Below are 13,027 nucleotides of genomic sequence, written 5' to 3'. Positions count from 1 at the left end.
GGGCACTCCGGCGCACGCGGTATGAACGAGGGCGCGGTCCGGATGCCGGACCGCGCCCTTGCGCGTGTGCCCACGTATGGCAAGATGCTGCGCAGGTCATGAGTGACAGCGACTACGGCCCCGGCCCGCTGTCCGGCAACCCTCCGTCCGTGGCGGGGTGCCCCGGGTGAAGACCAGGCCGTAGGCAGCGAGGTCTGCGGCAAGCGCGGGCCCCTCGGCATCCAGCGGATGTCAGCCCCCGGGGTCCTGGTCCCTAGGGAGCCTTCTGTGAGCACGCGAATGCGCTAGGGCTTGTCGCCCTTCTTCCGCGCACCCTTCTTCCTTCCTCCTCCCTGCGCTGCCGCGTACCGCCGGCGCATGGATTTCGCCTGCCTGTTACGGGAGTTCGCCATGTCTGTCACCACCGCTGCCCTCGACCCGTCGGTTTGTGCCCCGCTGCCCGTTCTGGGCCAGGACGTCACCGTTCCGCTCGTCACCGGCGGTGAGGTCACCTACGCCGCGCTCGACTACGCCGCCAGCGCGCCGGCTCTCCAGCGGGTCTGGGACGACGTCGCCGCGTACGCCCCGTACTACGGCAGCGTCCACCGCGGCGCCGGCTACCTCTCGCAGCTCTCCACCGACCTCTTCGAGAGCAGCCGCCGTACGGTCGCGGAGTTCCTCGGCTGCCGCGACGACGACCAGGTGGTCTTCACCCGCTCCACGACCGACTCCCTCAACCTGCTGGCCGCCGCGCTCCCCGCCGACTGCCAGGTCTTCGTGTACGAGACCGAGCACCACGCCTCCCTGCTGCCCTGGCGCGACGCCCGCGTCACCTACCTCGACGCGCCCCGTACCCCGGACCGGGCGGTCGAGATCCTGGAGCGCGCGCTGGCCGGCCGCGACCCCTACGGTCCCGCCCTCGTCTGCGTCACCGGCGCCTCCAACGTGACCGGCGAGCTGTGGCCGGTGAAGGAACTCGCCGCCGCCGCCCACGCGCACGGTGCCCGGATCGTCCTGGACGCCGCCCAGCTGGCGCCGCACCACCCCGTGGACATCGCCGAACTGGGCGTCGACTGGGTCGCGTTCTCCGGCCACAAGCTGTACGCGCCCTTCGGCTCCGGCGTCCTGGCCGGCCGCGCCGACTGGCTCCGGGCCGCCGAGCCCTACCTCGCCGGCGGCGGCGCGTCCCGCACGGTCGCCCGCCGCGCCGACGGGGGCGTGGACGTGGACTGGCACACCACCGCCGCCCGCCACGAGGCCGGTTCGCCCAACGTCATCGGCGTCTACTCCATCGCCTCCGCCTGCAAGGCCCTGACCGAGGCGGGCTTCGACCACCTGGTCGCGCGGGAGCAGGAGCTGGTCTCGCGGGTCCTCGACGGGCTGGCCGAGGTGCCCGAGGTGCGGGTGCTCTCCCTGTTCGGCGACGACGCGCCGCGGGTCGGTGTCATCTCCTTCGTGGTGCGCGGCTGGAACAGCTCGCACTTCGCCGCCGCCCTCTCCGCGGAGTACGGCATCGGCGTCCGCGACGGCCTGTTCTGCGCCCACCCGCTGGTGCGCACCCTGCTCGGCAGCGACCCGCAGGAGCCGGGGGAGTGCGGGGCGCCGGAGGCGGAGCCGGGGGAGAGGTCCCTGAACGCGATCCGGGTGAGCTTCGGCGCCGGTACGCCCGACGAGCACATCGACCGCTTCCTGCGCGCGGTCACCGAGCTGGTCCGCGACGGAGCCCGCTGGAACTACCGCACCGAGGACGGCCGCTGCGTCCCGGACCGCGGCGAGGCCGCACAGGTCTGAGGGTCGGCCGCGGGGAAACACCCCGGCCGGGGGAACATCGGGGTCAGGGGGTGTACCGGCCCTGATCCGTCGGACGCCCCCTACGCGTCGAGGCCGATGGCGAAGGCGGCCTCCAGGTCGTGCTGGGAGTACGTCCGGAAGGCCACGTGGGTGTCGGTCCCCTCGACGCCGGGGATCTTGCTGATCCGGCCGGGGATGATGTCCGCGAGGTCGTCGTGCCGGGCGACACGGACCATGGCGATCAGGTCGTAGGTGCCGGTGACGGAGAAGACCTCGCTGACGCTGTCCAGGGCGGCGATGGCCTCGGCGATCTCCGGAATCCGGTCCACGCTGGTCTTGATGAGCACGATCGCGGTGATCACGGCTGGCTGTCTCCCTCGGTGGCCGTGGCTGGAACCTTCACTCTAGTCCTCCGCCCGTGGAGTCCCCAGGCGCACAGGAACCCGGCCGCGAACCCCGCCACATGCGCCAGATACGCCACCCCCGGTCCGCTGCCCGCGCTCTGCGCCGCCGCCCACTGGAGGGCGAACCAGAAGACCAGCACGATCCAGGCGGGGAAGCGCAGCGGCAGGAAGAACAGGAACGGGAACAGGCTGGTCACCCGCGCCTTGGGGAAGAGGTACAGGAACGCGCCGAGGACCGCGGAGATCGCCCCCGACGCCCCCACCAGGGTCTGCTCGGAGTCCACGTGCGCCGCCGCGTAGCAGACCAGCGCCGCATAGCCGCAGCCCACGTAGAACAGCGCGAACCGCACCCTGCCCATGCGCTCCTCGGCCATCGCGCCGAACACGTACAGGAACAGCAGGTTCCCCAGCAGGTGCAGCCAGCTCCCGTGCACGAACAGCGCGGTGAACGGCGTGATCAGCGCGTGTGCCGATCCCTCCCACAGCTCGGCGGGGATCACTCCCCACCGCTCGAAGTACGCGGCCCGGGCGGCGAGCAGCGCGTCCTCGCCCCGGTGGGTGACGCCGCCGAACCCGGAGAGCGGGCTGATCAGGAACACCACGCCGCAGGCGGCGATGAGTCCGTACGTGACCGGGGCGCCGCTCGCCGCCGCCGCGTCCCGGATCCTCCCGGCCGTGGTCCGCCGGTCCGCCTGCCGCCACTCGATCATGTACAGAGCATGACGTACCCGTGCGGACCGGGAGGGAGCGCCTCGCCGGGCCGGTGCCCATACGCGAGGCCGTAGGGTTACGCCAGGACTTCCGCAGTTCGACGGCGCACCGCGAGATCCTTGACGTAGACAGGTGGAGTCGCGGCGGCGCACCCGGCGCGGACTCCTGGCGACGACGAAAGAGGACGCAACGATGACGACGGTTCCCCTGCCGACCGACGGGACCCGCTGGCGCTGCACCCTGTGCGGCAATCTCACGCGCTTCGACGTGACCCGTTCGTCGAAGGTCGTGGAGTACGTCCACCTCGACCTGGCCGGTGAGCCGAGTGTCGAGGAGCGGGAGGTGGTCAGTGAGACCATCGAGTCGGTCCGCTGCCGTTGGTGCAATGCGGTGGACCAGATCGAACTGGTGGACAAGCCGGGCGCCGCTTCCTGAGGAGCGGGCCCTTCACGTATATGGGGTGACGGACGGTGGAACAGCCGACCAGCGGCGCCGGACCGGCCGATGAGGCCGACGGCGGTGCAGAGGTGCTCGGCCGTCCGCTGCCCGAGGGTGTGCGACGGCGGGTGATCGCCCTGGTCGCGGATGCCTTCGGTGGTCTGACCGTCTCCGAACTGCCCGCCCAGCTGCGGCAGTACGCCAGATTCACCCCGACCCGGCGCGCGAAGTTCGCGGGGAACGCGATGGCCGCCGCGCTGGCGGGCGACGCCGCCTTCCGGCAGCGGATCGGGGAGCGGCTCGGCCAGTCCCAGCCGGAGCTGGCCGCCGCCCTGGAGGCGGGTTCGCCGCCCGCCGCAGCAGATCCCCTCGATGTGGCCGCGGCCGCCTACGTGTTGCGCCCGGTCGGCTGGGTCAAGCTGGTCGAGGCCGCCGGCGAGGAGGCTCAGCGCGCCGACGCGGAGCGGGCGGACGAGGAGACCCGGCGCGAGCTGGACCATCTGCGCGAGGAGCTGGAGCGGGCCCGCGCCCACACCCGCGCCGAGACCGAACGGCTGCGCACCGAGCTGGAGGCGACCCGCAAGGAGGCCGAGTCGCTGCACCGCAAGCTGCGCAGCGCCCAGAGCGAGGTCAAGCGGGGCGAGGCCGCCCTGCGTCGCAGCGTGGCCGAGACCGATGCCGTACGGGCCGAGTCGGCCGCCCAGCTCTCCGCCGTGGAGAGCGAGTCGCGGCGGCTCAAGGGGCGGCTGGGGGAGGCCGAGGCGGCCCTGGAAGCGAGCCGCCGGGCGGCCCGCGAGGGGCGGTCGGTGGAGGACATGCGGCTGCGGCTGCTCCTGGACACCGTGCTGGACGCGGCCTCGGGGCTGCGGCGTGAGCTGGCGCTGCCCCCGGCGACGACGCATCCCGCCGACACCGTGGACGCGCTGGAGCCCGGCCGGATGTCGCCCAAGGACATCGCCGCCCGAGCTCTTTCGGAGACCGACCCGGCCCTGCTGGACCAGCTGCTGGCGCTGCCGCAGGCCCACCTCATCGTGGACGGCTACAACGTCACCAAGACCGGCTACCCCCAGATGCCGCTGGAGAAGCAGCGGTTGCGGCTGCTGGGCGGGCTCTCGGTGCTCGCGGCGCAGACCGGCGCCGAGATGACCTGTGTCTTCGACGGGGCCGAACTGGCCGCCCCGGTGCTGCTCGCGCCGCCGCGCGGCGTGCGGGTGCTGTTCAGCAAGCCCGGTGTCACGGCGGACGAGGTGATCCGCCAACTCGCCCGCGCGGAGCCGCCGGGACGGCCCGTGGTGGTCGTCTCCACGGACCGGGAGGTGGCGGACGGCGTGGCGAAGGCCGGGGCGCGGCCGGTCGCGTCCGTCTTGCTCCTCAAACGTCTTTCGCGCGTCTAAAGGAGTTTGGGTGGCATGTGTGACATGCCGGATTTCTGGGAACGTACCGTCAAGTCGCCGCTACACGCGGTGGGGTGAGAGTAAAGAAGTACCTGGTGTGACGAGAAAATTCCTGTGAGGATTTGAACTGATCACAAGATGGTCACTAGGGTCAGGCCTCGAACCTTCGCACGGTTGATCACCCATCGGGGGTGGCGGCGGAGGAACCGCCGAATCCGTCATGTGCACGGAGCCGGGGATTTCTTCCCCCACTTGCCCGGTAGGCGGCTGAGGAAGAAGGAGCTCGCCTCCGTGGCGTCCCACCGTCGTCCCAAGCAGCCGAGCCGTGCCCGTGTCACCGTGCTCACCGCGACTGCCGCCGCCGCCGTGGCCCTGACCTCCCAGGCCGCCCACGCCGACCCCAAGCCGAGCAAGAACGAAGTCAAGGCGAAGGTCGACAAGCTCTACCACGAGGCCGAGGCCGCCACCGAGAAGTACAACGGTGCCAAGGAGCAGCAGGACAACCTGAAGAAGGAAGTCGACGCGCTCCAGGACAAGGTCGCCCGCGGTCAGGCCGAGCTCAACACGCTGCGCACCGAACTCGGTTCGATCGCCACCGCGCAGTACCGCTCCGGCGGCATCGACCCCTCCGTGGCCCTCTTCCTCGCCTCGGACCCGGACAGCTTCCTCGACCAGGCCTCCGCGCTCGACCAGCTGACGGTCAAGCAGACGGAGTCGCTGCAGAAGATCCAGTCCAAGCAGCGCACCCTCGCCCAGCAGCGCAAGGAAGCCCAGGACAAGCTCGGCGACCTCGCCGACGTCCGCAAGGCGCTCGGCGAGAACAAGAAGAAGTACCAGGCCAAGCTCGCCGACGCCCAGCAGCTCCTCAACACGCTGACCCAGGCCGAGCGCGCCAAGATGAAGCAGGAGGAGCAGCGCGCCAGCCGCGACGCCGGCGACCGGGTCCAGCTCGGCAACGAGGCCCCCGCGTCCAACCGCGGCGCCGCCGCTCTGGCCGCCGCCGCCACCCAGCTCGGCAAGCCGTACGTCTCCGGCGCCACCGGCCCCAACGCCTACGACTGCTCCGGCCTGACCCAGTGGGCCTTCGCCCAGGCGAACGTCCACATCAGCCGGACCACGTTCACCCAGCACAACGACGGCACGAAGATCGGCCGCAGCCAGCTGAGGCCGGGCGACCTGGTGTTCTTCAACAACCTGGCGCACGTCGGCTTCTACGCCGGCAACAACCAGATCCTGCACGCCCCGAAGCCGGGCACCGTCGTCCGCTACGAGTCGATGGACTACATGGGCACCTTCCAGTTCGGCGTCCGTATCTGACGCCGGAGCGCATCCGGGAAACCCGCCACGGCACGCCCGAACGAGGGATCCCCGCGCACCACGCTGACACCCCCGCCCCGCCGGAGACCGAGGTCACCGGCGGGGCGGCGGCGTCGGGCCACCCTTGCGCGACCGGCGCGGTCTTTGGCCGCCGCGTAGTCGGCCGATTACTGTCTGGCTGCTGCGCAGCTCCCGGACCCCGTCCGCCCGCCCGGGCGGCAGGGGCTGCGCACCACCGCGTCAGCGGAAGGGAGTGCGGCTACCTGTGGTGTCCCATCGCCGTTGCACACAGTCCGGCTTCACGAGAGGCGTTCGCGTCACGGTCATCTCGGCGGCCGCCGCCACCGCGGCGGCGACGCTGACCGCGGCCCCGGCGAGCGCCGACCCGAAGGAGACGCGGCAGAGTGCGAAGGCCGCCGTCGACCGCCTCCACGAGGAGGCCGAGCGGGCCACCGAGCGGTTCAACGCGGCCGGGGAGCGGGTGGACCGGCTGCGCGGCGAGGCGGACCGCGCCCTGGACGCCACGGCCCGTGGCCAGGAACGCGTGAACCGGATGCGCAACGAGCTCGGCGCGATGGCGGGCGCCCAGTACCGCACCGGCTCCATCGACCCCTCGCTCGCGCTGCTGCTCTCCGCCGACCCCGACACCTACCTGGAGCAGGCCGCCGCCCTCGACCGGGCCGGGGCCCGCCAGGCCATGACCCTGGACAAGCTGCGGCACGCCCAGCGCACGATGGCCCAGACCCGCGCCGAGGCCACCCGCGCCCTGGCCGACCTGGAGCGCAACCGGGCCGCCGTCGCCCGCCACAAGCGCGCCGTCGAGGGCAAGCTCCGCGAGGCCCGCCGGCTGCTCGACTCGCTGCCGCCCGAGGAACGCGCCTCCTTCGACCGGGCCTCGCGCTCCGGCCGCGACGACGTGTCCGGCCTCTCCGGCCTCGGCCCCGCGTCCGGCCGCGCGATGTCCGCCGTCGCCGCCGTCCACCAGGCGCTCGGCAGACCCTATGTCTGGGGCGCCAACGGCCCTTCCGGATTCGACTGTTCCGGCCTGATGCAGTGGGCCTACGCCCAAGCCGGGGTGAGCCTGCCCCGCACCTCCCAGGCCCAGCGCTACGCCGGCCGCATGGTGCCGCTCTCCCGAGCGCAACCCGGCGACCTGGTCGCCTACCGGGCCGACGCCAGCCACATCGGCATGTACGTCGGCAACGGCCAGGTCATCCACGCCCCCTACCCGGGCGCAGCGGTCCGCTACGACCCGGTCGGCATGATGCCCGTCTCCTCGGTCACCCGGATCTGACCGTACGATCGGCTGGTGGCCCTACGAGGACGTGACGCGCGCGGGGGAGACCCCCGGACGCGGCGGCGCGCGGCGGGTCCGCTGCTCGCCGCGCTCCTGACCGCGTCCGCCTGCGCGTCCCCCGGCGATCGGGACGCCTCCCTCACCACCGGGGTCCTCGACGCCACCCTGGAACGCCGCGCCGCCGCCGTCCTCGCCCACGACCGGGCCGGCTACCTCGACGCCCTCGCGCCGGGGGCCACCGCGCTGCGGGCCGCCCAGCGCACCGAACTGGACCGGCTCGCCGACGTACCCCTGAAGTCCTGGACGTACGACGTCAGGGGCATCACGCAGCAGGACGGGCGGCGGGCCGCCGCCGAGGTGGAGCTGCGCTACCGGATCGACGGCTACGACACCGCCCCCGTCGCCACCCGCCGCGTCCTGGAGCTGAAGCGCGACGGCGACCGCTGGTACATCACCGCCGACCGGCCCGCCAAGGGCGCCTCCGGGCAGCTGTGGCAGCAGGGGGACGTGGAGGTCGTCGAGGGCGACCGCAGCATCGTCCTGGGCGTCGGCCGGAGCGCCGAGGAGCTCCGGCAGATCGCCGACACCGTGGACCTCGCCGTCCCCGCCGTCTCGGATGCCTGGCCGCGCCCCTGGACCCGCCGGGTGGTGGTCCTGGTCCCCGAGTCCGTGGAGGCCATGGCGAAGCTGCTGGGCTCGCCGGAGACGGCCTACCGGGGCATTGCCGCCGTCACCACCGGCGAGGTCGGCGGCACCGGTCGGCGTCCCGCCATCGCGGACCGGGTCATCGTCAACCCGCAGGCGTACGCCACGCTCGGCAGCTTCGGGCAGCGGATCGTCCTGACCCATGAGACGACCCATGTCGCCACCCGGACCAGCACCTCGACGGCCACCCCTGTCTGGCTCTCCGAGGGCTTCGCCGACTGGGCCGCCTACCGGGGCGAGGACCGGGCCGCCGACACGATCGCCCCCGAGCTGGCCGAGACCGTCCGCGCCGGCCGGACCCCCGCGGGGCTCCCCGCGGACCGGGACTTCGGCTTCGACGGCGACCCCGCGAAGCTGGCCGGGGCCTACGAGGGCGGCTGGCTGGCCTGCGCGCTGATCGCGGAGCGGTGGGGCAAGGAGAAGCTGATCGCCTTCTACGAGACCGTCGGCGCGCACGACGGGCGCGAGGGAGCGGTGGAACAGGCGCTGGAGGCGGTGCTCGCCACCACCCTCGACCGGTTCACCGCCGACTGGCGCGACTACCTGGCCACCCGGCTCGGCTGACCCCCGGCCACCGCCGCCCGGTCACCGGGCCTCCCCGGCACCGTCGACCGCCACAGCCGCCGCGCCGCGATCAGCGAGGCCGCCACCAGCAGCCCGTTCCGTACGACGAGGAGCGCCACGCCCCACGCGTCGCTCGCCACCACCTGGCCGAAGCCGATCGGGAACTCCAACAGCGTCACCCCCGCCGACACCACCACCAGGACGGCCGGCAGCGTCATCGCCGCGCCCCGGAACACCAGGCAGGCCGCGGCCAGCCCGACCAGCCACACCACGTACTGCGGGCTGATCACCCGGCTGGTGACCGTGAACAGCAGCACCGCCGTGAACGCCGCCTCGGCCGGGGTGTGCACCGTGAAGGTCCGGGCCCGCAGCCGCCACACCAGCAGCCAGACCAGCGCCAGGGCCGCGAGCCCCAGCGCAAGCGTCGACACCAGCTCCACGTGCGGTCCGAGGAACTCCAGCGAGCCGTACCGCAGCTCCACCCGACCCTCCCAGCCGAAGTGCCGCGCCACGTGGAAGACCAGCGCCCCCAGCGACTCGACCTCGGTGCCCCGGTCCCGCTGGAAGGCCAGGAACGCGAACGCCCCCGGCATCCAGAGCGCGAACGCCGCCGCGAGCCCCGCAGCGCCCAGCGCCGCCGCCCCCCAGGCCGCCCGTGTCGGCCACCCCTTGCGCACCCCCACCAGCAGCAGCACCGGCCACCCCTTCAGCAGCGCCCCGAACGCGGCCAGCACCCCCAGCGCGCGGGGCTCCCGCACCCCGGCCAGCAGCGCCGCCACCGCGACCGCCGTCACCATCAGGTCGTAGCGGGCGTAGACCGTCGGCCCCAGCAGCGGCACCCCCACGACCCACACCCACGCGCCCGCGGTTCTCGTGCCGGGCCGCCGCCCCGCGTACAGCAGCAGCACCACCACCAGCGCGTCGCAGACCAGCACCAGCACGAAGAGCGCGGTCGCGTACTCCCAGAACGGCAGCAGGGCGGGGGAGAGGATGGCCAGCGCCGCGCCGGGCGGGTACTGCCAGGTCACGTCGTCCAGCGGATACGTGCCGGTCAGCAGGGTCGCGTACCAGGCCCGGTAGATCACCGAGACGTCCACCGTGACGTCCGGGCCCGCCACCGTGACCACCTTGAACACACAGGCCAGCAACCAGGCGCGGGTCAGCGCCCAGACCGCGTACGGCCACGGCCCCGCGCCCGTGGGTGTTCGTCCCGTCATCGCCGCACCCGTCCGTCGTTCGTCCCGGTCGCCCCCCGGCGGCTCATGATGCCGACGGGAGTCCTCGGAAGCGGTGAAGCGCGGCCGTTCGGTACTGTCGGCGGCGATGGACAAGACCTTGATCGTGACCAACGACTTCCCGCCCCGCCCCGGCGGCATCCAGGCGTTCCTGCACAACATGGCGCTGCGTCTGGACCCCGACCGGGTCGTCGTCTACGCCTCCACCTGGAAGCGCGGTGAGGAGGGTGCGGCGGCCACCGCCGCCTTCGACGCCGAACAGCCGTTCACCGTGGTCCGCGACCGCACGACGATGCTGCTGCCGACCCCGCGCGTCACCCGCCGGGCCACCTCCCTGCTGCGTGAACACGGCTGCACCTCCGTCTGGTTCGGCGCCGCGGCCCCGCTCGGCCTGATGGCCCCGGCGCTGCGCCGCGCGGGCGCCCGCCGGCTCGTCGCCACCACCCACGGCCACGAGGCCGGCTGGGCGCAGCTGCCCGCCTCCCGGCAACTGCTGCGCAGGATCGGGGAGGGCACGGACACGATCACCTATCTCGGTGAGTACACCCGCTCCCGGATCGCCGCCGCCCTCACCCCGGACGCGGCCGGACGCATGGTCCAGCTCCCGCCCGGCGTCGACGAGAAGACCTTCGACCCGGCCTCCGGCGGGGACCGGGTCCGGGCCGGCCTCGGGCTCGCCGACCGCCCGGTCGTCGTCTGCGTCTCCCGGCTGGTGCCGCGCAAGGGCCAGGACACGCTGATCCTGGCCATGCCCGCGATCCTCGCGCAGATCCCGGACGCGGTGCTCCTGATCGTCGGCGGCGGCCCGTACGCCAAGGACCTGGAGCGGCTCGCCGAGGAGACCGGGGTGCGGGACGCGGTGCGCTTCACCGGTCCGGTGCCCTGGGCGGAACTGCCCGCGCACTACGGCGCCGGGGACGTCTTCGCGATGCCCTGCCGGACCCGGCGCGGCGGCCTCGACGTGGAGGGGCTCGGGATCGTCTACCTGGAGGCGTCCGCGACCGGGCTGCCCGTGGTGGCCGGAGACTCGGGCGGCGCCCCCGACGCGGTGCTCGACGGCGAGACCGGGTGGGTGGTGCGCGGCGGCAGCGCCGAGGACGCCGCCGACCGGATCGTCACCCTGCTCGGGGACCCGGAGCTGCGGCAGCGGATGGGGGAGCGTGGCCGGGCCTGGGTCGAGGAGAAGTGGCGCTGGGACCTGCTGGCGGAGAAGCTCAAGACCCTGCTGTGAACGGTGGCCGTAAGGACGCCGCAGGGGCCCGCGCCTGATCGCCAGGCGTGGGCCCCTGCGTACGCGTGGGACCGCTCAGCCGCGGTAGATCGACTCCACCTCGTCCGCGAAGTCCTTCGCCACGACGTTCCGCTTCAGCTTCAGCGACGGCGTGATGTGGCCCGCCTCTTCGGTGAACTGGGCGGGCAGGATACGGAACTTGCGCACCGACTCGGCCTTGGAGACCGCCGCGTTCCCGTCGTCCACCGCACGCTGCACCTCGGCCAGCAGCTCCGCGTCCTCGCGCAGCGACAGGGCCGTCGAACCGGCCGGCTTGCCATGCTCCTCGGCCCAGCGGCTCAGGAACTCCTCGTCCAGCGTGACCAGCGCGCCGACGAACGGGCGGCCGTCGCCGACCACCATGCACTCCGCGACCAGCGCGTGCGCCCGGATGCGGTCCTCGATCACCGCCGGGGCGACGTTCTTGCCGCCCGCCGTCACGATGATCTCCTTCTTGCGCCCGGTGATCGCGAGGTAGCCGTCCTCGTCGAGGGTGCCGATGTCCCCGGTGTGGAACCACCCGTCGGCCAGCGCCTCGGCGGAGGCCGCCTCGTTGTTCCAGTAACCGGTGAACAGGTGCTCGCCGTGGAGCAGCACCTCGCCGTCGTCCGCGATCCGCACCACCGAGCCGGGCAGCGGCTGGCCGACCGTGCCGATCTTCGGCCGGTCCCACGGGTTGAACGCGGTGGCCGCGCACGACTCGGTCAGGCCGTAGCCCTCCAGGACGGTGAAGCCGATGCCCCGGTAGAAGTGGCCGAGCCGCTCGCCCAGCGGGGCGCCGCCGGAGATCGCGTACTCACCCCGGCCGCCGAGGACGGCGCGCAGCTTGCCGAAGACCAGCTTGTCGAAGAGCTTGTGCCTGAGCCTCAGCCCCAGGGCCGGGCCCTGAGGGGTGCTGAGCGCCCGGCTGTAGGCGATCGCCGTGTCGGCGGCCCGGTCGAAGATCTTGCCCTTGCCGTCCGCCTGCGCCTTGGCGCGGGCCGCGTTGTAGACCTTCTCGAAGACCCGCGGCACGCCCAGGACCAGTGTCGGCCGGAACGCGGCCAGCTCGTCGGTGAGGTTCTTGATGTCGGGGACGCAGCCGAGCTTGATCGGGGCCATCACCGACGCCACCTCGACCAGCCGGCCGAAGACGTGCGCGGCGGGCAGGAACAGCAGGACCGAGCAGTCGCCCGTACGGAAGAGGGGCTTCAGCCGCTCCACCACGTTGCCGCACTCCGCGAAGAAGCTGCGGTGGGTGAGCACACAGCCCTTGGGGCGGCCCGTGGTGCCCGAGGTGTAGACGATCGTCGCCGGATCGTCCGCCTTGGCGCTGCGCATCCGCAGGTCAGCGGTCTCGTCCGAGACCTCGGCCCCCGCCCGGCCCAGCGCCTCCACCGCGCCGTCGTCGATCTGCCACACATGGGCCAGATCCGGCAGCGCGTCCCGTACGGAGGCCACCGCGGCGGCGTGCGCGTCGCTCTCCACGAGCACCGCCACCGCCCCGGAGTCGCCGAGGATCCACTGCACCTGCTCCGCGGAGCTGGTCTCGTACACCGGCACGGTCACCGCGCCCGCGCTCCAGATCGCGAAGTCCAGCAGCACCCACTCGAAACGGGTACGCGACATCAGGGCGACCCGGTCGCCGGGCTGCACCCCCGAGGCGATCAGTCCTTTGGCGGCGGCTCTCACCTCGGCCAGGAACTGGGTGGCGCTGACGTCCGTCCAGACGCCGGCCACCTTGCGGCTCATGACCGCGACATCGGGATGCTGAGCGGCATTGCGGCGGATGAGATCCGTCAGGTTGCCGTCCGTCGGGACCTCGTACAGGGCCGGAAGGCTGAACTCGCGCAAGACTGCTGCTCCTCATCGGGCTCCGGTGCCACGGCTCTGTGTGACGCACCGGCTGCTGTCCAGGAATGGCGGGTGCTCAGTGGGGTGAG

Annotated in this window: 11 protein-coding genes and 1 riboswitch; of the genes, 7 read left to right on the top strand and 4 right to left on the bottom strand. The window is 72.9% G+C overall.

Going from position 1 to position 13,027, the window contains the following annotated elements; genetic code table 11:
• The first annotated feature begins 94 nt into the window (after nt 1-94).
• Nucleotides 95-212: riboswitch (SAM riboswitch) on the top strand.
• Nucleotides 213-390: 178 nt separating this feature from the next.
• On the top strand, nt 391-1,770 hold the full coding sequence (locus QFZ71_RS06550; RefSeq protein WP_307667315.1) for an aminotransferase class V-fold PLP-dependent enzyme: 1,380 nt from the start codon (nt 391-393) through the stop codon (nt 1,768-1,770).
• 80 nt (nt 1,771-1,850) lie between these two features.
• Here QFZ71_RS06550 and QFZ71_RS06545 read toward each other — a convergent pair whose 3' ends face one another.
• Together QFZ71_RS06545 and QFZ71_RS06540 are read right to left on the bottom strand one after the other, a co-directional pair.
• Entirely contained in the window at nt 1,851-2,132 is a 282-nt protein-coding gene (locus QFZ71_RS06545; RefSeq protein ID WP_073218007.1) for an Lrp/AsnC family transcriptional regulator, read from the bottom strand.
• Nucleotides 2,129-2,884, bottom strand: a complete 756-nt coding sequence (locus QFZ71_RS06540) for a rhomboid family intramembrane serine protease (RefSeq protein WP_307667314.1) — start codon at nt 2,882-2,884, stop codon at nt 2,129-2,131. Before QFZ71_RS06540 ends, QFZ71_RS06545 begins: the two co-directional genes overlap by 4 nt.
• Before the next feature lie 193 nt (nt 2,885-3,077).
• Between QFZ71_RS06540 and QFZ71_RS06535 the strand changes: the two genes are divergently transcribed.
• The 5 genes from QFZ71_RS06535 to QFZ71_RS06515 all read left to right on the top strand — a co-directional run bounded on the left by QFZ71_RS06535 (nt 3,078) and on the right by QFZ71_RS06515 (nt 8,600).
• Nucleotides 3,078-3,320, top strand: coding sequence for a hypothetical protein (locus tag QFZ71_RS06535; protein WP_030121791.1), 243 nt, complete (start codon nt 3,078-3,080; stop codon nt 3,318-3,320).
• A gap of 35 nt (nt 3,321-3,355) precedes the next feature.
• The gene (locus tag QFZ71_RS06530) at nt 3,356-4,717 is read left to right on the top strand and encodes an NYN domain-containing protein (RefSeq protein ID WP_307667313.1); all 1,362 of its coding nucleotides are present in this window, start codon (nt 3,356-3,358) and stop codon (nt 4,715-4,717) included.
• A 291-nt stretch (nt 4,718-5,008) separates the two neighbouring features.
• Nucleotides 5,009-6,034, top strand: coding sequence for an NlpC/P60 family protein (locus QFZ71_RS06525; protein ID WP_307667312.1), 1,026 nt, complete (start codon nt 5,009-5,011; stop codon nt 6,032-6,034).
• A 265-nt stretch (nt 6,035-6,299) separates the two neighbouring features.
• Nucleotides 6,300-7,328 (top strand): C40 family peptidase, encoded by a 1,029-nt coding sequence (locus tag QFZ71_RS06520; protein WP_307667311.1) that lies wholly within the window; start codon nt 6,300-6,302, stop codon nt 7,326-7,328.
• Nucleotides 7,329-7,343: 15 nt separating this feature from the next.
• Nucleotides 7,344-8,600, top strand: coding sequence for a hypothetical protein (locus QFZ71_RS06515; RefSeq protein ID WP_307667310.1), 1,257 nt, complete (start codon nt 7,344-7,346; stop codon nt 8,598-8,600).
• On the opposite strand, the gene QFZ71_RS06510 is transcribed toward QFZ71_RS06515, so the two are convergent.
• The gene (locus QFZ71_RS06510) at nt 8,576-9,817 is read right to left on the bottom strand and encodes a glycosyltransferase 87 family protein (RefSeq protein ID WP_307667309.1); all 1,242 of its coding nucleotides are present in this window, start codon (nt 9,815-9,817) and stop codon (nt 8,576-8,578) included. The genes QFZ71_RS06515 and QFZ71_RS06510 overlap by 25 nt on opposite strands.
• A 106-nt stretch (nt 9,818-9,923) precedes the next feature.
• Here QFZ71_RS06510 and QFZ71_RS06505 point away from each other — a divergent pair, with 106 nt between their 5' ends.
• The gene (locus tag QFZ71_RS06505; RefSeq protein WP_307667308.1) at nt 9,924-11,066 is read left to right on the top strand and encodes a glycosyltransferase family 4 protein; all 1,143 of its coding nucleotides are present in this window, start codon (nt 9,924-9,926) and stop codon (nt 11,064-11,066) included.
• Between the two features lie 75 nt (nt 11,067-11,141).
• On the opposite strand, the gene QFZ71_RS06500 is transcribed toward QFZ71_RS06505, so the two are convergent.
• Nucleotides 11,142-12,938, bottom strand: coding sequence for a long-chain fatty acid--CoA ligase (locus tag QFZ71_RS06500; protein ID WP_307667307.1), 1,797 nt, complete (start codon nt 12,936-12,938; stop codon nt 11,142-11,144).
• Between the last annotated feature and the right edge of the window lie 89 nt (nt 12,939-13,027).

This window comes from Streptomyces sp. V2I9 (assembly GCF_030817475.1).
GTDB lineage: Bacteria > Actinomycetota > Actinomycetes > Streptomycetales > Streptomycetaceae > Streptomyces.
This window is presented reverse-complemented; position numbering and strand designations above follow the sequence as displayed.

What these genes read in the sequence shown, in the direction of transcription:
- QFZ71_RS06550 (WP_307667315.1), top strand. Translation starts at nt 391, where the DNA reads ATGTCTGTCACCACCGCTGCCCTCGACCCGTCGGTTTGTGCCCCGCTG.
- QFZ71_RS06540 (WP_307667314.1), bottom strand. Translation starts at nt 2,884, where the DNA reads ATGATCGAGTGGCGGCAGGCGGACCGGCGGACCACGGCCGGGAGGATC.
- QFZ71_RS06535 (WP_030121791.1), top strand. Translation starts at nt 3,078, where the DNA reads ATGACGACGGTTCCCCTGCCGACCGACGGGACCCGCTGGCGCTGCACC.
- QFZ71_RS06510 (WP_307667309.1), bottom strand. Translation starts at nt 9,817, where the DNA reads ATGACGGGACGAACACCCACGGGCGCGGGGCCGTGGCCGTACGCGGTC.
- QFZ71_RS06505 (WP_307667308.1), top strand. Translation starts at nt 9,924, where the DNA reads ATGGACAAGACCTTGATCGTGACCAACGACTTCCCGCCCCGCCCCGGC.